This is a genomic window from Nocardioides sp. BGA-UO-ETr-FS32, assembly GCF_059567905.1.
Genome location: NZ_JCAQOX010000013.1, coordinates 491,159 through 515,566, shown reverse-complemented (window position 1 = coordinate 515,566; position 24,408 = coordinate 491,159). Strand labels below are relative to the sequence as shown.

Sequence of the window (24,408 nt, the reverse complement as noted above, 5' to 3'; positions counted from 1 at the left end):
GCTCAGTGCCCCAGCAGCTCGCGGACCGCGGCCCGCGCCGCCATCGGGTCGGGGGCGCCGAGGGCGGCCTCGGCGGCGGCCTCGCAGGTCTCGAGGGTGACCTTGCCCAGCTGCGCTCCGACGGGGCGTACGGCGCGCGCGGCCATCGAGAGCGACGAGATGCCCATGCCGATGAGCGCCGTCGCCAGCAGCGGGTCGGCCGCGGCCTCGCCGCAGACGCCGACGGGCTTGCCGGCCTCGGTGCCGGCGTGCGCGGTGATCGCGATCAGCTGGAGCACGGCCGGCTGCCACGGGTCGGTGAGGTGGGCGAGGTCGGTGGCCATGCGGTCGGCGGCCATCGCGTACTGGGTGAGGTCGTTGGTGCCGATCGAGAGGAAGTCGACGACCTCGAGCATCCGGTGGGCCAGGAGCGCCGCGCTGGGGATCTCCACCATGACGCCGGCCTTGAGCCCGCGCGCGTGCACCTTGGCGGCGAAGTCGGCGGCCTCGGCGACGGTGGCGACCATCGGCGCCATCACCCAGGTCTCGGTGCCGGTCCGCTCGGCAGCTGCCGCGACGGCGTCGAGCTGGCGGTCCATGAGACCGGGGTTGCCGAAGCTGAGCCGCAGGCCGCGTACGCCGAGGGCGGGGTTCTCCTCGCCCTCCTGGGTCGCGAACGCGATGGGCTTGTCGGACCCGGCGTCGAGTGTGCGTACGACGACGTAGCGACCGTCGGAGTAGGGCGAGAGGACGTCGGAGTAGATGTCGGTCTGCTCCTCCACGCTGGGCTCGTCCTTGCGGTTGAGGAAGCACAGCTCGGTGCGGAACAGGCCGACCCCCTGCACTGGCTCGGTGCCGGCGGACGCGGCGGACGGCCCGTCGGCGACGTTGGCCAGCAGCTTGATCGGCAGGCCGTCGGAGGTCGACGCCGGGCCGCTCCAGCTGGCGAGCTCCTCGCGCAGGCGGCGGCTCTCCTCGACGCGGGCGGACGCCTCGTCGGGGTCGGCGCCCTGCTCGACGACGCCGGTCTCGCCGTCGACCACGACGAACGTGCCGGCAGGGATCTCCATGACCCCAGCGGCGCCGACGACACACGGGATGCCGAGCTGGCGGGCGATGATCGCGGTGTGGCTGGTGGCGCCTCCGCGCTCGGTGACCAGCGCGGTGACCAGCGCGGGGTCGAGCCCCGAGGTGTCGCTCGGGGCGAGGTCCTCGGCGACCAGGATCGACGGCTCGCTCGGGGTCGGCACGCCCGGCGGCGGCTCACCGACGAGGTGGGCGACGACGCGGCGCTCGATGTCGCGCAGGTCGGTCACCCGCTCGGCCATCAGGCCGCCCATGTTGGTGAAGATCGTGGCGAACTGCTCCACCGCACCCTGCACGGCCGCGACCGGGCCCTGCCCGGACTTGAGGTTCTTGGCGACGGCGGAGCGCAGCCCCTTGTCGCGCGCGAGGCCGGCGCTCGCCGTCAGCACCTCCGCCGCCGCGCCCTGGGCGTCAGCGGCCTTGGCGGAGAACGTGTCCGCGACGGCCGCAGCCGCCTCGTCGTACGCCGCCAGCGCGGCATCTGCGTCGGCGAAGTCCCCGTCGCCGAAGCGGGCTATCGCGTCGGGCGACACCTCCCCCCGCACGTGGAGGACGGGCCCTGCGGCGACGCCCGGCACGACCGGGGTCCCGCTCAGGGAGTTCGCGGATGAGCTCGCGGGTGTGGTCATGGACACACCGTAGATCACCCAGTTGTTGACAAGCAACACATTCGGTACTAAAACAACACATACACAGATTCCCCGGGAGGTGGACCGATGTACGCCGAAGAGCGCCAGCAGGCGATGGCTCACCTGATCAGTCGTCGCGGCCGGCTGTCCGTCGTCCAGCTGTCCGAACAGTTCGAAGTCACCACCGAGACCGTCCGCCGCGACCTGTCCACCCTGGACCGGATGGGGCTGGTCCGTCGGGTGCACGGCGGCGCCGTGCCGGCCGGTTCCCTCACGGTCATCGAATCAGGGATCGTCGAGCGCGACCAGTCCAACACGCAGGCCAAGGAGGCGATCGCCAACGCGGCCGTCGCCCTGCTGCCGCCGCCCGACTCCATCGTGGTCATCGACGCGGGCACCACGACCGCCCGCTTCGCCGCTGCGCTCCCCCGCGACCACCGCCTCACCGTCATCACCCATGCGGTGCCGGTGGCGACGCGGCTGGCCGGCCTGCCGCAGATCGAGCTGCACCTGCTGCCGGGCAAGGTCCGGCCCACCACGCACGCGGCCGTCGGCGCGGACACCGTCGCCACCCTCGCCGACCTCCGCGCGGACGTCGCGTTCGTCGCGACCAACGGCATCACCGTGGGGCACGGGCTCACCACGCCCGACAGCGACGAGGCGGCCACCAAGCGCGCGATCATCGCGTGCGCCCGCAAGACCGTGGTGCTGGCCGACTCCACCAAGCTCGGGGTCGAGACCGCCGTACGCTTCGCGACCCTCGACAGCATCGACGTGCTGGTGACCGACAGCGACATCGACGCCGCCGACCGCAGGGCGCTCGAGGGCGCCGGCATCGAGGTGGTGGTCGCATGATCCTGACCCTCACCCCCAACCCGAGCGTCGACCGCACGGTCGCCCTCGACGGCCGGCTGAGCCGCGGCCAGGTCCACCGCGTCGCCTCGGTCACCTCGCAGGCCGGCGGCAAGGGCGTCAACATCTCCCGCGCCGCCGTCAGCGCCGACATCCCGAGCATCGCGGTCGTGCCCGCCGCCAAGGACGACCCGTTCGTCCTCGAGCTGCTCGGGGCCGGCATCGACTGCCGGCCGGTGCAGCCGGCAGGAGACGTACGCGTCAACCTCACCATCACCGAGCCCGACGGCACCACGACCAAGCTCAACTCCCCCGGTGCCGCCGTGCTCCCCCTCCACCTCGAGCTCATGGCGCAGGCCGTGCTGGTCCGCGCCTCGAGCGCGGACTGGACCGTGCTCGCGGGCTCGTTGCCCGCGGGTGCACCGCCGTCCTTCTACGCCGACCTCGTGCGCCGCCTGCGCGAGGTGGGCGGCCGGGTGGCCGTCGACACGAGCGAGGCGCCGTTGCAGGCGCTGGTCGACGCGCTGCCGCACTCGGCGCCCGACCTGATGAAGCCCAACGGCGAGGAGCTCGCCTCCTTCACCGGCGCCGACGCCGACGAGCTCGAGTCCGACCCCGCCGCCACGGCGCGGGCGGCGCGCCAGCTCATCGATCGCGGCGTGGGCGCGGTCCTGGCCACGCTGGGCGGCAATGGAGCCGTCCTCGTCACGTCCGAGGGGGCGTGGCACGCCACCCCGCCGCCCACCACTGTCGTCAGCACCGTCGGTGCCGGCGACTCCAGCCTCTTCGGCTACCTGCTCGGCGACATCCGGGGGCTGCCCGCCCCGGAGCGCCTGGCACTGGCCGTCGCCTACGGCAGCGCCGCCGCAGGTCTCCCCGGCACCACCATCCCCCAGCCGTCGCAGGTCCGCCCGGACCTCGTCGGCGTCACCGCCTTCGGAGGCACAGCATGACCGCACTCATCACCACCGAACTCGTCAGGCTGGGCGCCGACTGGGGCTCGGACAAGCACGACGTCATCCGAGCGCTCGCCGCGGTCGTCGACGACGCCGGCCGCGCCACCAGCAAGGACCAGCTGGTCGAGGACGCCTTCGCGCGCGAGTCCACCTCGGCCACCGGCCTGCCCGGCGGCATCGCCATCCCCCACTGCCGTACGGCGGGCGTCGAGGTTCCCACGCTCGCGTTCGCGCGGCTGGAGCCGCCCGTCGACTTCGGCGCCAAGGACGGCCCGGCCGACCTGGCGTTCCTCATCGCGGCGCCGGCCGGTGGCGACGCCGACCACCTCACCATCCTCACCAAGCTGGCCCGCGCACTGGTGAAGCCGGCCTTCACCGACGCGCTACGTGCCGCCGAGACCGACGAGGACGTCGTCGACCTGGTCACCCACGAGCTCGGCGAGTCCGCGCCGGCGAGGGCGGCCGCGGCTCCGGCCGCCGCAGCAGCGGCCGCCGCCCCCGCCGCCTCGCCGGCCACCCCGGCCACCCCGGCCGCCCCGGCCGCCCCGGCGACCTCCGGCACCCCGACGTCCCTCGTAGCCGTCACCGCGTGCCCCACCGGCATCGCGCACACCTACATGGCGGCCGAGGCCCTCGAGGCGGCAGCCGAGCGTGCCGGCGTCGCGCTCCAGGTCGAGACCCAGGGCTCCGCCGGCTCGACGCCACTGGCGCCGTCGACGATCGCCGCCGCGGGTGCGGTGATCTTCGCCGTCGACGTGGGCGTGCGTGACCGCTCGCGGTTCGCCGGCAAGCCGATGGTCAGCTCCGGCGTGAAGCGCCCCATCGACGACGCCGACGCGATGATCGCCGAGGCCCTGCGCTACGCCGCCGACCCGGCCAGCGCCCCCAGGGTCGAGGGCACGGCGTCGGAGGCCGGGGCCACGGACGGTGGCAAGGAGTCCTTCGGGGCCACGGCCCGCCGCGTCCTGATGACCGGTGTCTCCTACATGATCCCGTTCGTCGCCGCGGGCGGCCTCCTCATCGCCCTCGGCTTCCTCTTCGGCGGCTACGAGATCGTCAACGACGGCCAGACGATCGCGGTCGACAACACGTTCTTCAACCTGCCCGACGTCAACGAGCTCGGCCTCGACCACGCGCTCGGCGGCAGCGCCTTCTTCGCCTACCTCGGCGCACTCCTGTTCACCCTCGGTGCCGCCGCCTTCGGCTTCCTCGTCCCGGCCCTCGCCGGCTACATCGCGTACGCCATCGCCGACCGCCCGGGCATCGCGCCGGGCTTCGTGATGGGCGCCATCGCCGGCACGCTCAACTCCGGCTTCCTCGGCGGCATCGTCGGCGGCGTGCTCGCCGGCATCGTCGCCCTCTGGATCACCAGGTGGAAGGTGCCCACCTGGATGCGCGGCCTGATGCCGGTGCTGGTGATCCCCCTCCTCGCGACCCTCATCTCCGGCTTCGTCATGGTGGTCATCCTGGGCAAGCCGCTCGGTCGCCTGATGGAGGCCCTGAGCGACGGCCTCAACAACCTGCAGGGCGGATCGGCGATCATCCTCGGGGTGATCCTCGGTCTGATGATGGCCTTCGACATGGGCGGCCCCCTCAACAAGACCGCCTACGCCTTCGCCACGACCGGCCTGGGTGCCGCCGCGACCGCGACCGACGCGCCCGAGCTCAAGGTGATGGCCGCCGTCATGCTCGCCGGCATGGTCCCGCCGCTCGCCCTGGCACTGGCCACGGTCGTCCGTCCGAAGCTCTTCACCGTCCCGGAGCGCGAGAACGGCAAGGCTGCTTGGGCGATGGGGGCCTCGTTCATCACCGAGGGCGCCATCCCGTTCGCCGCGGCCGACCCCCTGCGGGTCATCCCGTCGATCATGGCCGGCAGCGCGGTCACCGGAGCCTTGTCCATGGGGCTGGACGTCGGCTTGCGGGCACCGCACGGCGGGATCTTCGTCCTCTTCGCCGTCGACGGGATCCTCGGCTTCATCATCGCCCTCGTCGCGGGGGTGCTCGTGAGCGCGGCACTGGTGGTCATCCTCAAGACCGCCAGCCACGCCGACACCGACGTCGCTACTGTCTGACCCACTCCACCCACCTGGCCCAACCAGACCCACCGAGGAGAACCATGCCCAGCAAGTCCGTCGTCGTCGGCTCCGCCGTCGGCCTCCACGCCCGTCCCGCCGCGATCATCGCCGAGAAGGCCGGTGAGCTCGGCACCGACGTCACCATCAACGGTGTCGACGCCAGCTCCTCGCTGATGATCATGACCCTCGGCGCCGGCAACGGCGACACCGTGGAGGTGGCGGGCGACGACCAGGCCGCCGTCGACACCATCGCCGCGCTGGTCGAGCAGGACCTCGACGCCTGACCCGGCTGTTCCATCATTGATCGCCCGATGGGCGGTGCGCCAGCCACATCCCGTACGTCGCGGAGGTGGCTCGTGCACCGCCCATCGGCGCGTCCGGGGGCGTACGGCAGCCGCGTGCGTCAGTCGCGAGCGCGGGAGGCCAGGTAGACGGCGCGCATCCCCACCGCGCGCTCGAGCTGGCTCTCCACGACCGAGAAGAACTGGCGGCGGTAGGTCTCGTCGGTGACGGCCGAGACCGTGAAGTAGAAGCCGCTGAACGAGGCGAGGAACAGCGAGACCTTCATCAGCGACAGCGACACGTGCGGGAGGAACGGCGCGGCCTGGATGAAGTCGCGGCCGGTCCACGACTCCTGGGTCTTGGTCTCCATCACCAGCGAGCCGAACATCATGAAGAAGACGAAGACGGTGACCGCCAGCAGCAGCACCTGCACCGCCTGGATCACCAGCAGGACCAGGATCAGGTTCCAGCGCTCGAAGCCCGAGACCTGGGCGTGGGCCTGCGGGTCGATCGAGGGGTCGGCCGCGACCTCCCGGCTGGCAGCCTCCAGCGGCGTGCCGGCGCAGGCGCGGATGACGAAGGCGTCGTCCACCTCGTCGTCGACGCGGTCGACCTCCTCAGGGAGCCGGACCAGCAGGAACAGCACCGCGAGGCCGAACATCAGCAGCACCGTGACCCACAGCAGCCCGAAGGGCAGGTTGGTGGTCATCTCCCAGGCCTCGGCGTTGACGAAGAGGAACGTCACGAAGACCAGGAGCAGCGGCAGCGCCCGCGAGGCCATCGGTGCGATGAACCGCAGGCTTCCCAGGGTGCGGGACAGGGCGAAGCCGAGGATGGGCCGCGCGTGCAGCGCCGTTGCGGCGTACCAGAGCAGCGCGAGGACGGTGACGGAGAGCCACAGGGCCGGCCCGGCCGTGTAGGTGTCCGACAGCCAGGCCAGCAGTCCGGCACCCGCAGCGAGGCCGAGGAGGACCAGGGCCAGGGACACCAGCCGCCTCGGCCGCAGCCCGGCACGGGCAGCCGCCCGCTCCTCCGCGACGAAGTAGGGCAGCCCGTGGGCGAGGAACCACGCCTCGACCGCCGCACGGTCCCCGGTCACGCCAGCAGGTCCCGCGCGCGGCGTACGTCGTCGTGCATGGTCTGCACGAGGGCCTCGATCCCCTCGAACTTCACCATCCCGCGCAGCCTCTCGACGAACGCGACCTCGACCTCGACCTCGTAGAGCTCGAGGTCGTCGCGGTCGAGGACGTAGGACTCGACTCGACGGTCGCGCTCACCGTCGAAGGTCGGGTTGGTGCCCACCGAGATGGCGGCCGGGAACCGCTCGCCGGTGTCGAGCCGGGTCAGCCACCCGGCGTAGACACCGTCGGCCGGGGCCGCGTCGACGGGCGGGAGCGGGACGTTGGCGGTCGGGTAGCCGAGCTCGCGCCCGCGCTTGTCACCCTCGACGACCGTGCCGCGCACGGTGAACGGCCGCCCCAGGGCCTCGGCCGCCCCCGCGACGTCACCGGTCGCCAGGCACTGGCGGACGTAGGTGGAGCTCCAGACCTGGGGCCCGCCGTCGAGGGCGACCCCGACGGTCTCGAAGTCGCGGCTCTTCCCCGCCTCGACGAGGGTGGCCACGTCGCCGGCGGCCTTGTTGCCGAAGCGGAAGTTGGCGCCCACGACGACTGCACCTGCGTGCAGCGAGTCGACGAGGATCCGGTCGATGAAGTCCTGCGGCGACCACGACGCGATCTCGCGGTCGAAGCCGACGACGAGGATCGCGTCGACCCCGGCGGCCTCGAGCAGCCGGGCGCGGGTCTCGATCGAGGTGAGGGTGGGCGGGGCGTGCTCGGGCCGCAGCACCGCCATGGGGTGCGGGTCGAAGGTCACCGCCACCACGGTGTCGATGCCCAGCCGCTGCGCCGTCGCCCGCGCCTCGCGGAGCACGTGGGCGTGGCCCAGGTGCACCCCGTCGAAGTTGCCGATGCTGACGACCGTGCGGCCGAGGTCGGCCGGCACGTCGTCGACGTCTTGCCAGATCTGCACCTGCGCAGCCTAGCGACGCGGGGCCCGCACCCCGCGTCGCCGGGTCTGCTTGTCGCTAGCCGACCTTGATGCCGCGGAACATGCCCATGAATGCGTGGGGCATGCCGCCCATCGAGGCATCGGGCCAGAAGCAGACGAGGACGTAGTCGCCCTTCGGCAGGCGGTAGTTCATCGCCACCGTCTGGCCGGGCGACACCACACCACCGTCGAAGCCGACGCGGAAGTTGACCGGCGGCGGACCTTCCTCGCCCTCCATGAGGCCGTCGAGCCACGCCGCGAAGTCCTTGGCCGTCCTGCCCTTCTGCAGCTTCACCAGGCCCACGAAGTGGTTCTTCGAGCTGAAGTTCTCGAAGGTCAGCATGCCCCGGCGGGGGATGGTCTTCGGGCGCTTGGACCAGCTGGCGCCGCCGACCGCCCTGACCGTGGGTCCCGACGGCATGGCTGCACCGGTGTCGGCGCCCGCGACCGTGAACGCGGTGAACGCCGACGGCCGGTTCCTCTCGATGTCGGCGGCGTAGTAGGTGCCGACCGGCAGGTTCACCGTGAGCTTGCCGATCTTCCCCCGCAGCAGGTTGACGCCGCCGAGCAGGGTCACGTTGGCCTCGAACCGCTTGAATGCCTTGAGCCTGCCCTTCTCCAGGCCAGCGTCGATGTCGGCGATGGCGGCCTCGAGGGTGTAGCCCTCAGCGAGCTGGAGCAGCTGGAAGCCCGACCGCTTGGCCTCGGTCGTCACCCGGAACTGGCTGACGCCGGGCTGGATCGTGGTGGCCATCACCACGTTGTGGGCGGCGGTGATGCTGACCGACACGGTGCCGGCTGCTGTCTCCCGTGCAGCAGCACCGGCGGCTCCGGCCGTGGTCCCTGTCAGCGCACCGGCGGTCAGCACCAGGACGCTGACGGCGGATGCGGCGATGCGATGGACGAACATGGGATGCCTCCTCGAGCGCCGGGCCGCACCCTGCGACCTCTCGGCCCTTTCACACCTTGCGCCTGCAACGCGCCGGGCACCACCGACATGTGAGGTGGTCAAGACCAGCCGCTCACCCGCAGGGGTGGAGATGGCTCGTGTCAGACGAAGACGGCGACCGGTCGGGCCTGCTCGCCGCGCCGCTCGTAGAGCGCGAGGAACTCGCCGCCCGGGGCGAAGACCGCGTGCGGTCGGTCGTCGGGGAGGACGAGGTCGAGCGCCCGGCCGAACCGCACGTGCGCCGCCTGCTCGTCGTCGAGGTCGACGGTCGGGAACGTCGCCCGCGCCGCGTCGGCGATCGGCACGACCGCGAAGTCCTCGGTCAGCTGCTCGAGCGTCTGTGCGACCGACAGGCCGAAGGACCCGACTGCCGTACGCCGCAGCGCGGTCAGGTGCCCGCCCACCCCGAGCGCGGCGCCGAGGTCGCGCGCGATGGCGCGGATGTAGGTGCCGGACGAGCACCGCACCGAGATGCGTACGTCGGGGAGCGACACGTCGTGCACCACCAGCTCGTGGATGGTGACCGGCCGCGGCTTCAGCTCGACCTGCTCACCGTCGCGCACCCGGGCGTAGGCGCGCTTGCCGTCGACCTTGATCGCGGACACCGCAGTGGGCACCTGCTCGATGTCGCCGACGAACCGCGCCAGCTCCGCGCGTACGGCCTCCGGCTCCACGCCGTCGGTCGTGCTGGTCGCGACGACCTCGCCCTCGGCGTCGTCGGTGGTCGTCGCGACGCCGAGCCGGATGGTCGCGTCGTAGGCCTTCTCGGTGAGCATGAGGTGGCCGAGCAGGCGGGTGGCGCGGTCCACGCCCAGCACCAGCACGCCGGTGGCCATCGGGTCGAGGGTGCCGGCGTGGCCGACCTTGCGGGTGCCGGCGAGCCGGCGCACCCGGGCGACGACGTCGTGCGAGGTCATGCCCGGGGCCTTGTCGACGACGACCAGACCGGGGTCGACCATCAGGAGCGGTCGTCCTCGACGTCGTCCAGCGCGTCGTCGTCCTCGTCGTCGAGGTCGTCCTCGGCCGCGCGGGGCTTCTTGTAGGGGTCGGGCTCGCCGGCGTACGCCTCGACGCGACGGGCCGCGACCTCCTCGTCCTGCTGCTTGGCGCGGGCGAGCACCTCGTCGAGAGCGCGGGCGCTCTCGGGGAGGGCGTCGGGGATGAAGGTCAGCGACGGCACGATGCGCATGCCCAGCTGCTTGGCGACCTCGGAGCGGATGACCCCCTTGGCCGACTCGAGCGCAGCGGCGGTGCTGGCCAGTTCGTCCTCGGTGCCCAGCACGGTGTAGAAGATCGAGGCCTGCTGGGAGTCGCCGGTGAGGCGGACGTCGGTGACGGTGACGAAGCCGAGGCGCGGGTCCTTGATCCGGCGCTCGAGCATCTCGGCGACGATCACCTGGATCCGGTCGGCGATCTTGCGGACGCGGGGGTTGCTCATGGGTCCAGTCTCTCCTACAGGTGACCGGGCGCTTCGTGCCCGTCACAGACGGTGACCGGGCGCTTCGTGCCCGTGAGTGGGAACGAAGCGCCCGGTCGATGACGCAGACGGGCACGAAGTGCCCGCTCGTGATCAGCTGCGCGGGATCTCGCGCATCTCGAAGGCCTCCACGACATCGCCGATCTTGATGTCCTGGAAGTTACGGAGCACCAGACCGCACTCGAAGCCCTCGCGGACCTCGGAGGCGTCGTCCTTCTCGCGGCGCAGCGAGGAGAGGTCGAGGTTGTCGGCCACCACCGCTCCGTCGCGCAGGACCCGGACCTTGGCGTTGCGCCGGATGAGGCCGGAGGTGACCATGCAGCCTGCGATGTTGCCGGCCTTGGACGAGCGGAAGATCTCGCGGATCTCCGCCTGACCGAGGGTCGACTCCTCGTAGACCGGCTTGAGCATGCCCTTGAGCGCCGCCTCGATCTCCTCGATCGCCTGGTAGATGACCGAGTAGTAGCGGATCTCGACACCTTCCTTGTCGGCCATCTGGCTCGCCTTGCCCTGCGGGCGGACGTTGAAGCCGATGATGATGGCGTCGGAGGCGGCGGCGAGGTCGACGTTGGTCTCGGTGATCGCACCGACACCGCGGTCGATCACGCGCAGGGAGACCTCGTCGCCCACGTCGATCTGGGACAGCGCGTCCTCGAGCGCCTCGACCGAACCGGACACGTCGCCCTTGAGGATGAGGTTGAGCTCCTGGCTCTCGCCCTTCTCCATGGACGCCATGAAGTCCTCGAGGCTGCGGCGCACGCGACGCTTGGCCTGCATGGCCGCCCGCTCGCGCGCCTCGCGCTTCTCGGCGATCTGGCGGGCCATGCGGTCGTCCTCGACCACGATGAAGTTCTGGCCCGCACCCGGCACCGCCGAGAGACCCAGCACCATCGCGGGACGCGACGGGTCGGCCTCGACGATCTCGTTGCCGTGCTCGTCGAGCATCGCCCGGACACGACCGTGGGCCGGACCGGCCACGATCGAGTCGCCCACGCGGAGGGTTCCGCGCTGGACCAGCACCGTGGCGACCGGACCGCGACCGCGGTCGAGGTGCGCCTCGACCACGAGGCCCTGGGCGTCCTGCGTGGGGTTGGCCCGCAGGTCGAGGGACGCGTCGGCGGTGAGCACGACGGCCTCGAGCAGCTTGTCGAGGTTGAGCCCGGCCTTGGCCGAGACGTCGACGAACATCGCGTCGCCGCCGTACTCCTCGGGGATCAGGCCGTACTCGGTGAGCTGGCCGCGGACCTTGGTGGAGTCGGCCTCGGGCTTGTCGATCTTGTTGACCGCGACCACGATCGGGACCCCGGCGGCCTTGGCGTGGTTGAGCGCCTCGACCGTCTGCGGCATCACACCGTCGTCGGCCGCGACCACGAGGATCGCGATGTCGGTGGCCTGGGCACCACGGGCACGCATGGCGGTGAACGCCTCGTGACCGGGGGTGTCGATCAGGGTGATGCGACGGTCCTCGCCCTCGACCTCGGTGTGGACCTGGTAGGCACCGATGTGCTGGGTGATGCCACCGGCCTCCTTGTCGACCACGTTGGCGTCACGCAGGGCGTCGAGGAGCTTGGTCTTTCCGTGGTCGACGTGACCCATGACGGTGACGACCGGCGGACGGACGACGAGGTCGCCCTCGTCGCCCTCGTCGGCGCCGAACTCGAGGTCGAACGTCTCGAGCAGCTCGCGGTCCTCGTCCTCCGGCGACACGATCTGGACGACGTAGTTGAGCTCCTCGCCGAGCAGCTCGAACGTCTCGTCACCGACGGACTGGGTCGAGGTGACCATCTCGCCGAGCGAGAACAGCATCTGGACCAGGGCGGCCGCGTCGACGTTGATCCTCTCGGCGAAGTCGGTCAGCGACGCACCGCGCGGCAGGCGCACGGTCTCGCCGTTGCCCTTGCGGACGCGCACCCCACCCAGGGTGGGGGCGTCCATGGCCTCGAACTCCTGACGACGCGCCCGCTTGGACTTGCGACCGCGACGCGACGGACCACCGGGACGCCCGAAGGCACCCTGGGTCTGGCCACGCTGGCCGGGACGACCGCCACCGGGACGACCGCCACCGGACGGGCCGAAGCCGCCGGGGCGTCCGGGAGCGCCGCCGGGGGCGCCGGCACCGGCGCCGGGACGACCCGGGGCACCGCGGCCGGGGGCACCCGGACGACCGGGGCCGCCACCGGGGCCGCCACCGGGGCCACCACGGGCCGGACGACCGCCCGGACCGTTGCCGAAGGCAGCCGGGGACTTGGGCATCATCGCCGGGTTGGGCCGCGGCATGCCGGGGCGAGCGTCGCCGCCACCAGCACCCGGCGGGCGCGGCGGACGGTTCTCGTCGCCACCCGTACGGGGTGCGGGGCGCTGCCCCATGCCCTGGCTGGGGGCGAACGGGTTGTTGCCGGGGCGCGGCGCGCCCGGCCGGCCGACCGGTCGCGGGGCCGGGCTCGGAGCCTTGGCCGCCGGAGCGGCGGGGGGCTCGGGCTCGGCCGCGGGGGCCTCCGGCTCGGCGGCCGGAGCCTTGGGACCGGGCCTGGGGCCGGGCCTGGCCGCAGGCGCGGCGGGCTCGGCTACGGGCTCTGCGGCGGGCTCGGCAGCAGGCTCTGCGGCGGGCTCGGCAGCAGCCGGGGCGGGAGCCTCGGCAGGTGCCTCGGTCGCGGCAGGCGCCGGCGCGGGCTTGGGGCCGGGCTTGGGCGCGGCCTTCTTGGCGGTGGGCTTGTCGGCCTCGGGCGCCTTGTCGGCGGCGGGAGCGGAGGCCGCAGCGGCCTTCAGCTCGTCGCCGTACTGCTTCTTGAAGCGCATCTCGACGGGGGGCTCGACGGTCGACGATGCCGACTTGACGAACTCACCCATCTCCTTGAGCTTCTCGAGAACGAACTTGCTCTCGACTCCGAACTCCTTGGCGAGTTCGTGGACTCGGGTCTTTGCCACGGTTGGTAACTACTCCTTCTGGTCCGTGACCCCAGAAGGACAGGGGAAACGGAACAGCTAGTGGGTGTGCACACTCATTACGAGTTACTCATCGAGTGCTCATGAGCTGCGTGCTCCAGTTTCTGGTCGGTCGTGCTGTGGATCGGGAAGGTCGTGCAACGAGGAGAGGTAGTCCTCCACCGGCGCTCCGGCGAGCGGGACTCCCGAGCGCAGGGCCCGGGGGAATGCTCGGCGTCGCACCGCGAGCTCCCAACACTCGAGCGTGGGGTGCAGGTGCGCCCCACGACCGGGTGCCCGGTGGTCCGGATCGGGCACCAGGGCTGGCGTGCCCCCGGCGTCCGAGCCTGCGACCACTCGCAGCAGCTCGCTCGCAGCGGCCCTGGTCCGGCAACCCACGCAGGTCCGGACGGGTCCGGGCGCAGGGGTGTCAGACGTGGTGGCCACTGATCGTCACTCTACTGCGTGGAGCCAGTGGTTTACGAACTGAGCGCCCTGGGGCGCCTACTCGGGAGCGGGAGCCTCATCCGAGCGGATGTCGATGCGCCACCCGGTGAGCCGGGCTGCGAGCCGGGCGTTCTGGCCCTCCTTGCCGATGGCGAGGGAGAGCTGGAAGTCCGGCACGACCACGCGGCACGAGCGCGCGGCGAGGTCGACGATCTCCACCGAGTTGACCCGGGCAGGCGACAGCGCGTGCGCGACCAGTTCGGCGGGGTCCTCGGCCCAGTCGACGATGTCGATCTTCTCGCCGTGCAGCTCGCTCATCACGTTGCGCACCCGCTGGCCCATCGGGCCGATGCACGCGCCCTTGGCGTTGACGCCGGGGACGGTGGAGTGCACCGCGATCTTGGTGCGGTGGCCGGCCTCGCGGGCGATGCCGGCGATCTCCACGGTGCCGTCGGCGATCTCGGGGACCTCGAGCGCGAAAAGCTTCTTCACGAGCGTCGGGTGGGAGCGCGAGAGCGTGATCTGCGGTCCGCGCATGCCCTTGCGCACCGAGGTCACCAGGCACTTGATCCGCTCGCCGTGGACGTACTTCTCCCCCGGCACGCGCTCGCTGATGGGCAGGATCGCCTCGAGCTTGCCCAGGTCGACCATGACGTCGTCGGGGTTGCGGCCCTGCTGGATGATGCCCGAGATGATGTCGCCCTCCTTGCCGGAGAACTCGCCGAAGGTCTTCTCGTCCTCGGCGTCGCGCAGCCGCTGGAGCATGACCTGCTTGGCGGTGGTGGCCGCGATCCGACCGAAGCCGGCGGGGGTGTCGTCGTACTCGGGTCCGGCGACGCCGTCCTCGTCGAGCTCGCGGGCCCACACGGTGACGTGGCCGGTCTTGCGGTCGAGCTCGACACGGGCGGGGTGGTGGGACTCGGTGGCGCGCTGGTAGGCGGTGAGCAGCGCCTGCTCGATCGCCTCCGCGAGCACCTCGAAGGAGATCTCCTTCTCCCGCTCCAGCATGCGCAGGATGCTCAGGTCGATGTCCATCAGTCGTCCTTCTTCTCGGTCTTGCGGTTGAACTCGATCTGCACGAGCGCCTTGGTCACGTCGGCGTAGGCGACCTCGTGCTGCGTGCCGTCCACGTCGAGCGTCGCCGCGTCGTCACTGGAGGCGACGATGCGACCCGTCAGGCTCGACCCGTCGACGAGGGTGGCCTTGACCAGCCGGTCCTCGTTGCGGCGCCAGTGCCGCGGGAGCGTCAGCGGGCGGTCGACGCCACGGGAGGTGACCTCGAGCGTGTAGGGCATCTCGCCCATCACCTCGGACTCGTCGAGCACGCGGGAGACCTCACGCGTCGCGTCGGCGACGTCGTCGAGGGTGACGCCGCCGTCCTTGTCGACGGCAACCCGCAGCACGCGGCGCTTGCCGGCGGGGGTGACCTCGACGGCCTCGACGTCGAGGCCCAACACGCGCAAGGGGTCGACCAGCTCCGCCTCGATGCGGTCCCGGGTGGCGTCCTGTCGGGGAGTGCTCATCGGGTGCGACCTCCTTGTGTAGTTGTCGAGGGATCACGATAGCGGCCCCCTCCCGGGCGTCGACATCCCCGGGCGACCGGTCCGGACCGGAGCACCGGATGGGTAGGGTTCGGGGGTGCCCGGACGCCCGCTGACCCGTCGTACGGCGGTCGTCTCGGCGGTCGGATCGGTGCTCACGGCACCCTTCGTCCTCGCTGCCTGCGACATCGATCCGCCCGCGCCCTCGGACGGATCGTCCCCGGCCACGCCGCCGCCACCGGAGGACGCCGAGCTCGTGGCGACCGTGGTGGCAGAGCTCGCACGCGCTGGGGCGGTGCTGGAGGCGGCGACCCTGTCGGTCCCCGGCCTCACTCCCCTGCTGGCGCCCGTCGCGGCGGCCCACGCCGACCACCTCGACCTGCTCAGCGGCGCGGTCGCGGACGCCGACGTACCGGCCTCGGAGCCGCCCGCGATCGCCGCCGGCCGGGCACGCGCCCTGGCCGCGGTCCGACGCTCGGAGCGACGGCTGCAGCGCGAGGTCAGGCGGGCGTGCCTGACCGCCGCCAGCGGCGACCTGGCGCGGGTGCTGGCCAGCGTGGCGGCCTCGACGGCACAGCACGGCGCGGCCCTCGCGGACCCCGCGGTTGATGCGGCGGTGGCGCCATGACCGCCCTGGACGCCCTCCAGTCCGCGCTCGCCGAGGAGCACGCCACGCTCTGGACCTACGGCGTGCTCGGTGCGCGCACGTCCCAGTCGGCCTCGCCGGCGCTGTACGACGCGGTGACGGCGGCGTACCGGCGCCACCGTTCGCGGCGCGACCAGCTGCGCCTGCTGGTCCGCGACGCCGGCGGCGAGCCGGTCGTGGCGGCGGTGGCCTACGAGCTCGACGGAGCGCTCGTACGTCCGCCGCAGGTGCAGCGGGCCGCGGTCGGCCTCGAGGCGGCAGGCGTGGAGACGCTGCTCGCCCTGGTCGCCCAGTCGAGCGGCGACGTGCGCGACTGGGCGCTCACCGAGGCGACGTGGTCGGCCGTGTGGCAGCTCGAGCTCGGCGGCACCGCACAGACCTGGCCCGGCGCGCCGGAGCTCGACTGACGGCTCGATCGAGGGAGACCGCCAGGGCGCCCGCCCCGGAAATGGGGCAAGCGGCCCGCGGCCTCAACCCTTGGGAAAGTCCCGAGATCTCTCCCAAGGGCCGAGGACGCGGACCGCCCGATGGGGTTGGTCAGCATCACCCTGAGTCGGCCGGCCCTGTGGGGTGGCCGGTTCGACATGCACAATCATGCATTCGATCCCGGGCTAACGTAAGCACATCTCACTTGCATGTTCCTGCAACGCACGAAGTTGCAGAAGTGCCGCGCTCAGGAGGGGTCGAGACGGCGTACGACTGCGGGGACCTCGGCCAGCGACGTGACGGTCGCGTCGGGATCGCCCTCGGTGTGGCCGACCTGGGCGGGCGGGATGGTGCTGTGCGGCACGTGGACGGCCCGCAGGCCGGCGTTGTGGGCGCCCCACACGTCGTCGAAGAGCCGGTCCCCCACATAGACGCACGCGGCCGGGTCGCTCACGCCGACCGCCTCCATCGCGGCGCCGAACGCCTTCGGCGAGGGCTTCGTCCAGGGGATCTCGCTGGTGTAGACGTCGCCGTCGACCAGGTCGTAGACGCCGTCGCGCTCGAAGAAGCCGACGTGCCACTCGCGCGGCCAGACGGTGTTGGACAGGACGCCGACCTTGAGCCCCATCGCGCGCAGCTCCTCCCACATCGGCCGCACCTCGGGGTCGGTCGAGGTGTGCGGCTCCCAGAAGTCGTAGTAGGCGGACAACAGGGCGGGGTCGTGGTCGAGCCCGGCCTCGGCGAAGAGGTCGGCGATGGTCGCGCTCTGCTGGTGGTCGCGGCTGCGTCCCCAGACGACGTCGCCCGCGCGGTGCAGGCGCGCGGCGTGGGCGTGGTGGTCGTCGTCCGGTGTGGGCGTGCGGCGTACGGCCTCCGCCAGGGCCAGCGACTCGGCGTGGAAGTCCACGTCGTGCCAGCGGGTCAGGGTCCCGCCCCAGTCGAAGATGACGGCCTCGATGCGCGTGGAGGTCATGGGCGACGCCGTCAGCTGCGGACGATCTCGGTGATCCGCGCGCCGGCCGACCCGACCGGGACGTCCTCGCGCTCGCCGGAGCGGCGGTCGCGGACCTCGACGTTGCCATCGGCGAGGCCGCGGCCGACCGTGACGATCGTGGGCACGCCGATGAGCTCGGCGTCCTTGAACTTCACGCCGGGGCTGACCTTGCCGCGGCGGTCGTCGTAGAGAACCTCGATGCCCTGGGCGGCGAGGTCCGCGGCGAGCCGCTCGGCGGCGTCGAAGATCGCGTCGTCCTTGCCGGCGGCCACGACGTGCACGTCGGCGGGGGCCACGTTGCGCGGCCAGCAGAGCCCGATGTCGTCGAGGGTGCCCTCGGCGATGGCGGCGACCGCACGCGACGGGCCGATGCCGTAGGAGCCCATCGTCACCGTCACCAGCTTGCCGTTCTCGTCGAGCACCTGGAGCCCGAGCGCGTCGGCGTACGAGCGGCCGAGCTGGAAGATGTGGCCCATCTCGATGCCACGTGCGGACTCGAGCGTGCCGTCGACGCAGTTGGGGCAGGCGTCCCCGTCACGGACGTCGGCGGCCTCGATCGTGCCGTCGGGCGTGAAGTCACGCCCGACCACCATGTCGATGACGTGCGATCCGGGGACGTTGGCGCCGGTGACCCAGCGGGTGCCCTCGACGATGCGGGGGTCGACGAGGAAGCGGATGCCGGACTTCGAGTCCTCGCCCAGCGCCCCCGGGCCGATGTAGCCCTTGACCAGCGCGGGGTGCTTCGCGAGCTCGGCCTCGTCCATGGGCTCGACCTCGATGGGCTCGAGCTGGCCCTCGAGGCGCTTCTGGTCGACCTCGCGGTCGCCGGGCACGCCGATGGCGAGGGGCTCGCGGGTTCCGTCGGGGTGCTTCAGCACCACGAGCACGTTCTTGAGCGTGTCGCCGGCAGCCCAGGGGCGGTCGTCGCGCGGGTAGGCCGCGTTCAGGTGGTCGACCAACGTGTCGATGGTCGGGGTGTCGGGCGTCTCCTCGGCGTGCGCGGCGGGCGCGTCGTCGTACGTGATCGCCTCGGGCGCGCGCACGGTGACGGCCTCGACGTTGGCGGCGTAGTCGCAGTGGGTGCAGCGGACGTAGGTGTCCTCGCCGACGGCGGCCTTGGCGAGGAACTCCTCGCTGGCCGAGCCGCCCATCGCGCCGGACGTCGCCTTGACGATGACGTACTCGAAGCCCAGCCGGTCGAAGATCCGGATGTAGGCGTCGCGGTGCAGCTGGTAGGACCGCGCGAGCCCGGCGTCGTCGATGTCGAAGGAGTAGGAGTCCTTCATCACGAACTCACGCCCGCGCAGCAGGCCTGCGCGCGGACGTGCCTCGTCGCGGTACTTGTTCTGGATCTGGTAGATCGAGAGCGGCAGGTCCTTGTAGGAGTTGTAGAGGTCCTTCACCACGAGGGTGAACATCTCCTCGTGGGTGGGGCCGAGGAGGTAGTCGCCGCCCTTGCGGTCCTGGAGGCGGAAGATGTTGGGGCCGTAGTCGGTCCACCGGTTCGTCGCCTCGTAGGGCTCCTTGGGCAGCAGCGCGGGGAACGACAGCTCCTGGGCGCCCATGTCGTCCATCTCCTCGCGGATGATGGCCTCGATCTTGCGCAGCACCCGCAGCCCCAGGGGCAGCCAGGTGTAGATGCCGGGCGCGTTGCGGCGGATGTAGCCGGCGCGGACCAGCAAGCGGTGGCTCGGGACCTCGGCGTCGTTGGGGTCGTCGCGCAGGGTGCGCACGAACAGGGTCGACATGCGGAGGATGCGGCCAGTCATGTGCGCAACGATAGGGGTGGGCCTTCCGGCACGGCGAACCAGATTCGTCCTCGGACGCCGCAACCCGGCGCCGTCCCGCGACGTCTCCTCCATGACGCCGCACCACGCACCGCACCGTCCCAGGGGGAACACCATGCTCCGCTCGCGCCGCACAGCCACCGTGCTGGCCGCCATCGCGACCGCCACCGCGCTCGTCACCGCGCTCGGCGCACCGGCCCAAGCGGCCGCACCGACCGTCGAGCTCCAGCCGGAGCAGCTGCCGCGTGGCGCCGACATCGCGGTCCCCCACATCGAGGACGGCGACTTCGTCGACGGCGACCGGCGCGTCGAGCTGCCGGGCACCGAGGCGCGGGTCATCGGCCGCTCCGGCGACTCGTGGCTCGTCGGCACGAACAACGTGGACCGCAAGCGCAACCGTCGCGTCGTACGGGTCGCCGCCGACGGGTCGGTCACCGACGTGCTGCGCGACGTCGATCCCTCGACCGTCATCCTGTCGGCCGACGGCGGCACGCTCGCGTGGCAGCGCTTCGTGAGCGGGGGCCGCAAGGTGATCACGTACGCCGGCTCGGCCGCAGACGGCACCGTCCTGGGCACCAAGGGCCCGGCCCGCAACATCTCCCTGCTGGACGTGGACGCCACCCGCGTCGTCCTCGCCAGCGGCACGCGGGTCTTCCAGTGGAAGCCGGCGTCCGGGAACACCCGGACGATCGTGAAGAAGCTGGCCGGGCTCGCCAGCATCGAGCACGACCTGTTGAGCATCTACAGCAGGGACCCCTACCTCGGCGGCTGCACGAAGCTCGTCCGCCTCAGTGCTCCGCGGATGAAGGTCTGGAAGTCGTGCCGTGACCGGGTGGCCGCCATCTCCCCCGACGGCGAGCAGATGCTGACCTTCCACATCCTCACCGACGGGCTCGGCCCGCGGGACCTGCGGCTGCGCGAGATCGACGGCACCCGGCTCGCGACCTACCGCACGAACTGGTTCTCCACCTGGGGCTGGGAGTCCCCCGGCACGCTGCTGCTCGACATCAACGGCACGCGCAAGTCGTCGACCGTGCGCTGCACGCTCGGCGCCTGCGAGAACGCGACCGACCCGGTGAAGGTCAGGGTTCCCTGATCCTCAGGTTCGGGCCTTCCGCCGCTGTGGCCGCCCCGGGGGTGGCGGCAGATCGCAGGTAGGACGGGCCCTCAGCGTGCAAGGTGCCGCCACCCTCGCCCCGGCCGACCCCGCCCGACCTCGAGGGTGGCGGCAGATCGCAGGCGAAGCGGCCCTCCGCGCGCAGTGTGCCGCCACCCTCGCCAGGCGGCACGCGACTCAGGTCCCCAGGACCGTGAACGAGGCTGCGGTCGCGGCCAGCACCGGGTCGCCCGCCGCCGCTTCGCGCGCGGCGAGCATCGCATCGCCCAGGCCGCCACCCTGCCGCAGCCTCGCGTGCAGCGCGACCATGACGTCGACGGTCGCGGCGTCGTCCACCTCGGCGAGGCTGGAGACCACGCCGGCGGTGCCCATCGACAGCAGCGCGGCGGCCAGGCCGAGGAGCTCCTGGTCGCCGACCGGCTGCATGACGCCGGACTCGCAGGCCGACAGCACCACCCGGTGGGGCGGACGCTCGAGCCGCTGGAGGTCGTGCACCAGCAGGGGGCCGTCGGCGAGGGTGAGCGAGGAGAAGAGCGGGCTGTCCTCGCGGAAGTGACCGTGGGCGGCGACGTGCGCCAGCGAGGCCCCGTCGAGGGCGGCGAGGGCGGCCGCCACGGTCGCGGCGTCGCCGTCGAGCACCTGGGCGGCGGGGTCCTCCGCGGCCACCGCGGGCACCTCTGCCCCGCCGCTGCCCAACCCCGGCCCGACGAGCATCACGCGACGGTCGTCCTCGGCGGGAACGGCCCCGCGAGCGCGCAGCCACAGGCGGGCCGACGGCGTACTGGTCACAGGCCGGTGCACAAGGGAGGGCAGCAGCCCCCACGGCACGCCCTGCAGCGCAGCGGTGCCGGACACGACGACGCGCGACTCCCCCACGCCGTCGAGCGCCGCGCCGAGCAGGGAGCGTTCGAGCCTGGCCCCGGCGACGTCCAGCTGGGCCCGGCGACCGCGCGCGGCCTGGCGCAGCGTGAAGAGGGCGAAGTCCACGGCTTTCGCGGCGCCCGAGGCCTCGCCGACGACGCGGTGCCGTACGCGTCCACGTCCAGCGACGAGCGCGTGGAGGACTCCGTCGATCTCGGTCAGCTCGACCAGGACGGTGTCGTCCTCGCGCAGGGCGTCGAGGAGGGCACCGACGTCGAGGGAAGAGGCGACCTGCCCCGATCCGTGCGCCTGGAAGAGCCGCTGTCGGACGGACTGCTCGAGTCGTGTGGCGCGCGCCTGGAGCCGCTCGGTCGGCATGCCGTGGACGCGAGCCTCTGCGAGGCGGCTGTGCTGGGCACGCAGCGCGGTCAGGTCGGCCGCGGTCGCCGCGTCGTGCTCGCTCGCGGATGTCGGGATCGTCAGCGCGGTGGCACGCCAGCGCTCGGACCACCGCAGCAGCCTGCGCGCGTCACCCGAGACGAGCGCCGTGCGGGTCCCGAGCTCGGCCAGGTCGGAGCCGTGGCCCGCCGAAAGCACACGGAGCTCGTGGCTGCCGAAGGTGGCCTGGTGCGCGTCGAGCGCGGCGAGCCCCCGCTCACAGGCCCTCAGCACCCCGGCGGTCTCACCCATGGTCGCGCGACGCCGCGCGAGCGCCAGCCAGCCGAGCGCACGCGTCGTACCCATCGCTGAGTCACGGAAGGACGACGCCTCCTCGAGCCACTCGTCGACCCACGCCCTGGCGCGCGCCGAGCGCACGCGACTCCCCACCTCGACGCCCACCATCAGGACCTGGGGCAGCTCGAGGGCGCCGGACTCGCGAGCCAACGCGACGAGGGTCCGGATGCGCGGCAGCAGGCGGTCCGGCCGGCACCCGGCCGCGCTCCGTGCCGAGATGGCGAAGAGCTCGGCCCGCAGCCAGTGCTGCTGGCGCCCCTGTCGCCGGAAGAGGCGACGCGCACCATCTGCCGCCGACCGGGCCCGCTCCGGGTCGTTCGCGGCCAGCGCAGCCCCCGACAGTGCCAGCAACAGGTCGGCCTGCTCGCCCTCGAGCAACGGACGCGCCACCAGCGCGCGCTCCACGACGTCGAGGGCGTCCGCGCCCAGGCCCGCAGCGAGGAACGCGCTGCACTGGTCGAAGACGAGGTCCACGTTCGTGAACCCGGCCTCGCCGTACCCGACGCTCGCTGCTGCGTAGCGCTCGAAGGCAGTCGGCAGGTCGCCGGTCAGGAAGGCGAGCCAGCCCTGGCTGTGCACGCCCGCGGCGATGTCGAACGTCAGTCCGAGCGCCGAGTGGATCTCGAGCGCCTCGGTGAAGGCACGACGAGCCGCGTCGAGGTCACCGAGCCCGGTCCGGGTCAGGCCGTCGAGGTGGAGTGCGCGCGCACGCCACACGTCGTCGTCCGAGCGGTCCAGGATCGACAGGGCTCGCCGCAGGTCGTCCGCTCCCTCCTCGAACCGCTCGAGGTTGAAGCTGAGGACCCGTGCGCGCCGGATCAGCACGCGAGCCAACGGCAGCCCGTCGAGCTCCGCGGCAGCACGGTCCAGCTGGACCAGGCCCTCGCGCGAACGTCCGACGTAGACCAAGGTGCCGCCCAACGTCGCCCTGACGTCAGCCTCACGCTCCCGATCGACGCGTCGAGCGAGGGCCAGCGCACGGCGCAGGTGCGCCAGTGCGTCGTCCGTCTCACCGGTGTCACGCAGCACGATCCCGACCACCTGGTGACCGATCGACGCGAGTGCGGCGTCCGGAGCCGGCACCAGCTCGGCCAGTGCCCTCCTCCGCGCGGCCTCGGGGTCGGCGAAGAGCGTGCGCAGCAGCTCCTCTGCCTCGCCCCTGGTCATCATGGTGGGGCCATCCTCGCCGATCGGCAGCCGGTAATTCGCGAAAGCCGCTCACACCCGTCCCTCGCGGGGCTAGCGTCGGTTCCCATGGGCGACTGGAAGATCGGCGATGACCGACGACGACGCAGCACGGACCAGCTTCAGAGCCTCCGCGAGGCCAACGACGGGCAGGTGGCCTGGGACACCGAGGCGCCTGCCGACTTCACCTTCCTCTACCACCCGGACCGGATCCTCGTCCGCGCCGCGGACGTGGAGGGGTTCGACCAGGCCGTGGCGCGCCTTGCCAAGGGTGTCCTCCTCGGCGAACCGGTGCGCGACGACACCCGGCTCCTCAACGGCGAGCTGGTCCGCTACCTCCTGCCCGACCGGGCCGAGGGTCGTACGGTGATCGAGGTGCTGGAGCTCCTCGAGGAGTCCGGCCTTCCTCTCGGAGCCGCCTCTCCCGACCACTGGGTGCACATCAGCCCCGGCGGCCCGGGCGGCAGTGCGTGCCCCGCGATCGAGCCCCAGGAGACCGGCCTGACCGAGCCGTGGCCGCCGGTCGCCCCGCAGGAGAAGGGGCACGAGGTCAGCGTGGTGGTCGTCGACACCGGCTGGCACCCGCCCGCCGCGAACGACCCCCGTACGCCGTGGCTGAAGGGCGTCGACGGCGACGACGAGCTCAACGGCCCGGACCTGCGCCCGTACGCCGGCCACGGCACGTTCATCGCCGGTGTCGTGCGGTGCGTGGCCCCGGTGACGAAGGTGTTCGTCGAGGGGTTCGCGATCGGCGGCGTCGGTGGCGGCGGCATCCTCGAGTCCGACCTCGTGGAGCAGCTGGAGGAGGCCCTCGCCCACGACCCGCAGGTCATCAACCTCTCCGCCGGCTGCCGCACCCGCCTTGACCTGCCGTCGATTGCGTTCGAGACGTTCTACCGCACCCGGCTCCAGAGGCTGGACTGCGTGCTGGTGGCAGCTGCCGGCAACGACTCGTGGGCGGCGCCCTTCTGGCCGGCCGCCTTCGACTGGTGCGTCGGGGTCGGCTCGCTCGACCGCAACGGCCGGGTCTCGGCGTACTCCAACTTCGGCGTCTCCGCCGACGTCTACGCGCTCGGGCGCAACCTGGTCAACGCATTCCCCGACGGGACCTTCACATGCAACGAGACGCCCGACAAGGGCGACGTCCGGGTCTTCGACAGCGGGATGGCCCGCTGGAGCGGCACCTCCTTCGCCGCCCCCGTCGTGGCGGGCCTGATCGCCCGCGAGATCAGCGAGACCGGGGCGTCTGCCGCGGACGCGCGCGACGTAGTGCTGGCCCGGGCTGACTACGACTCCGACCCGACGATCGGCCCGATGATGGAGCTGCGGCAGCCCTATCCCCGCCCCTGACGGTCCGGGGCGCCCGGGCTCTCACAGTGCGTCCCGGCCATCTGGGGACCTCAGCCTCTGCCG

Annotated in this window: 21 protein-coding genes; 8 read left to right on the top strand and 13 right to left on the bottom strand. The window is 72.3% G+C overall.

What is annotated here, in order from left to right:
• Nucleotides 1–2: 2 nt before the first annotated feature.
• Nucleotides 3–1,694, bottom strand: a complete 1,692-nt coding sequence (gene ptsP / locus AC57BS_RS07660) for a phosphoenolpyruvate--protein phosphotransferase (protein WP_496410839.1) — start codon at nucleotides 1,692–1,694, stop codon at nucleotides 3–5.
• A gap of 87 nt (nucleotides 1,695–1,781) precedes the next feature.
• On the opposite strand from ptsP, the gene AC57BS_RS07655 reads away from it, so the two are divergent.
• Genes AC57BS_RS07655 through AC57BS_RS07640 form a run of 4 tightly spaced genes read left to right on the top strand, consistent with a single transcriptional unit; the run spans nucleotide 1,782 to nucleotide 5,861 of the window.
• The gene (locus AC57BS_RS07655; protein ID WP_496410838.1) at nucleotides 1,782–2,549 is read left to right on the top strand and encodes a DeoR/GlpR family DNA-binding transcription regulator; all 768 of its coding nucleotides are present in this window, start codon (nucleotides 1,782–1,784) and stop codon (nucleotides 2,547–2,549) included.
• Nucleotides 2,546–3,499, top strand: a complete 954-nt coding sequence (locus AC57BS_RS07650) for a 1-phosphofructokinase family hexose kinase (protein WP_496410837.1) — start codon at nucleotides 2,546–2,548, stop codon at nucleotides 3,497–3,499. The genes AC57BS_RS07655 and AC57BS_RS07650 overlap by 4 nt, the downstream gene beginning before the upstream one ends.
• A complete protein-coding gene (locus tag AC57BS_RS07645) occupies nucleotides 3,496–5,574 on the top strand; it encodes a PTS fructose transporter subunit IIABC (protein WP_496410836.1) in 2,079 nt (692 codons plus the stop codon). The genes AC57BS_RS07650 and AC57BS_RS07645 overlap by 4 nt, the downstream gene beginning before the upstream one ends.
• A 44-nt stretch (nucleotides 5,575–5,618) precedes the next feature.
• Nucleotides 5,619–5,861, top strand: a complete 243-nt coding sequence (locus AC57BS_RS07640; protein ID WP_496410835.1) for an HPr family phosphocarrier protein — start codon at nucleotides 5,619–5,621, stop codon at nucleotides 5,859–5,861.
• Nucleotides 5,862–5,980: 119 nt separating this feature from the next.
• Here AC57BS_RS07640 and AC57BS_RS07635 read toward each other — a convergent pair whose 3' ends face one another.
• The 9 genes from AC57BS_RS07635 to rimP all read right to left on the bottom strand — a co-directional run bounded on the left by AC57BS_RS07635 (nucleotide 5,981) and on the right by rimP (nucleotide 15,226).
• Nucleotides 5,981–6,958 (bottom strand): hypothetical protein, encoded by a 978-nt coding sequence (locus AC57BS_RS07635; RefSeq protein ID WP_496410834.1) that lies wholly within the window; start codon nucleotides 6,956–6,958, stop codon nucleotides 5,981–5,983.
• Nucleotides 6,955–7,890: a bifunctional riboflavin kinase/FAD synthetase gene (locus tag AC57BS_RS07630; RefSeq protein ID WP_496410833.1), complete on the bottom strand. Its 936-nt coding sequence runs from the start codon at nucleotides 7,888–7,890 to the stop codon at nucleotides 6,955–6,957. The genes AC57BS_RS07635 and AC57BS_RS07630 overlap by 4 nt, the downstream gene beginning before the upstream one ends.
• A 55-nt stretch (nucleotides 7,891–7,945) precedes the next feature.
• Entirely contained in the window at nucleotides 7,946–8,818 is an 873-nt protein-coding gene (locus tag AC57BS_RS07625; protein ID WP_496410832.1) for a hypothetical protein, read from the bottom strand.
• A 140-nt stretch (nucleotides 8,819–8,958) separates the two neighbouring features.
• Complete coding sequence (gene truB, locus AC57BS_RS07620) at nucleotides 8,959–9,816, bottom strand: tRNA pseudouridine(55) synthase TruB (RefSeq protein WP_496410831.1); 858 nt, start codon at nucleotides 9,814–9,816, stop codon at nucleotides 8,959–8,961.
• On the bottom strand, nucleotides 9,816–10,295 hold the full coding sequence (gene rbfA / locus AC57BS_RS07615; RefSeq protein WP_496410830.1) for a 30S ribosome-binding factor RbfA: 480 nt from the start codon (nucleotides 10,293–10,295) through the stop codon (nucleotides 9,816–9,818). The genes truB and rbfA overlap by 1 nt, the downstream gene beginning before the upstream one ends.
• Nucleotides 10,296–10,427: 132 nt before the next feature.
• Nucleotides 10,428–13,259 (bottom strand): translation initiation factor IF-2, encoded by a 2,832-nt coding sequence (gene infB, locus AC57BS_RS07610; RefSeq protein WP_496410829.1) that lies wholly within the window; start codon nucleotides 13,257–13,259, stop codon nucleotides 10,428–10,430.
• A 99-nt stretch (nucleotides 13,260–13,358) separates the two neighbouring features.
• Nucleotides 13,359–13,655 (bottom strand): YlxR family protein, encoded by a 297-nt coding sequence (locus AC57BS_RS07605; protein WP_496411258.1) that lies wholly within the window; start codon nucleotides 13,653–13,655, stop codon nucleotides 13,359–13,361.
• Between the two features lie 105 nt (nucleotides 13,656–13,760).
• Entirely contained in the window at nucleotides 13,761–14,738 is a 978-nt protein-coding gene (gene nusA / locus AC57BS_RS07600) for a transcription termination factor NusA (protein ID WP_496410828.1), read from the bottom strand.
• Nucleotides 14,738–15,226, bottom strand: a complete 489-nt coding sequence (gene rimP / locus AC57BS_RS07595) for a ribosome maturation factor RimP (RefSeq protein ID WP_496410827.1) — start codon at nucleotides 15,224–15,226, stop codon at nucleotides 14,738–14,740. The genes nusA and rimP overlap by 1 nt, the downstream gene beginning before the upstream one ends.
• Before the next feature lie 115 nt (nucleotides 15,227–15,341).
• Between rimP and AC57BS_RS07590 the strand changes: the two genes are divergently transcribed.
• Entirely contained in the window at nucleotides 15,342–15,872 is a 531-nt protein-coding gene (locus AC57BS_RS07590) for a hypothetical protein (protein WP_496410826.1), read from the top strand.
• On the top strand, nucleotides 15,869–16,297 hold the full coding sequence (locus AC57BS_RS07585) for a ferritin-like domain-containing protein (protein WP_496410825.1): 429 nt from the start codon (nucleotides 15,869–15,871) through the stop codon (nucleotides 16,295–16,297). The genes AC57BS_RS07590 and AC57BS_RS07585 overlap by 4 nt, the downstream gene beginning before the upstream one ends.
• A 266-nt stretch (nucleotides 16,298–16,563) precedes the next feature.
• Here AC57BS_RS07585 and AC57BS_RS07580 read toward each other — a convergent pair whose 3' ends face one another.
• The gene (locus tag AC57BS_RS07580; RefSeq protein WP_496410824.1) at nucleotides 16,564–17,289 is read right to left on the bottom strand and encodes an HAD family hydrolase; all 726 of its coding nucleotides are present in this window, start codon (nucleotides 17,287–17,289) and stop codon (nucleotides 16,564–16,566) included.
• A gap of 11 nt (nucleotides 17,290–17,300) precedes the next feature.
• Nucleotides 17,301–19,079: a proline--tRNA ligase gene (locus tag AC57BS_RS07575; RefSeq protein WP_496410823.1), complete on the bottom strand. Its 1,779-nt coding sequence runs from the start codon at nucleotides 19,077–19,079 to the stop codon at nucleotides 17,301–17,303.
• A 133-nt stretch (nucleotides 19,080–19,212) separates the two neighbouring features.
• On the opposite strand from AC57BS_RS07575, the gene AC57BS_RS07570 reads away from it, so the two are divergent.
• On the top strand, nucleotides 19,213–20,193 hold the full coding sequence (locus AC57BS_RS07570; protein ID WP_496410822.1) for a hypothetical protein: 981 nt from the start codon (nucleotides 19,213–19,215) through the stop codon (nucleotides 20,191–20,193).
• A 198-nt stretch (nucleotides 20,194–20,391) separates the two neighbouring features.
• On the opposite strand, the gene AC57BS_RS07565 is transcribed toward AC57BS_RS07570, so the two are convergent.
• The gene (locus AC57BS_RS07565; RefSeq protein WP_496410821.1) at nucleotides 20,392–22,980 is read right to left on the bottom strand and encodes a CHAT domain-containing protein; all 2,589 of its coding nucleotides are present in this window, start codon (nucleotides 22,978–22,980) and stop codon (nucleotides 20,392–20,394) included.
• Between the two features lie 84 nt (nucleotides 22,981–23,064).
• Between AC57BS_RS07565 and AC57BS_RS07560 the strand changes: the two genes are divergently transcribed.
• Nucleotides 23,065–24,345, top strand: a complete 1,281-nt coding sequence (locus AC57BS_RS07560) for a S8 family peptidase (protein ID WP_496410820.1) — start codon at nucleotides 23,065–23,067, stop codon at nucleotides 24,343–24,345.
• The last annotated feature ends 63 nt before the right edge of the window (nucleotides 24,346–24,408 follow it).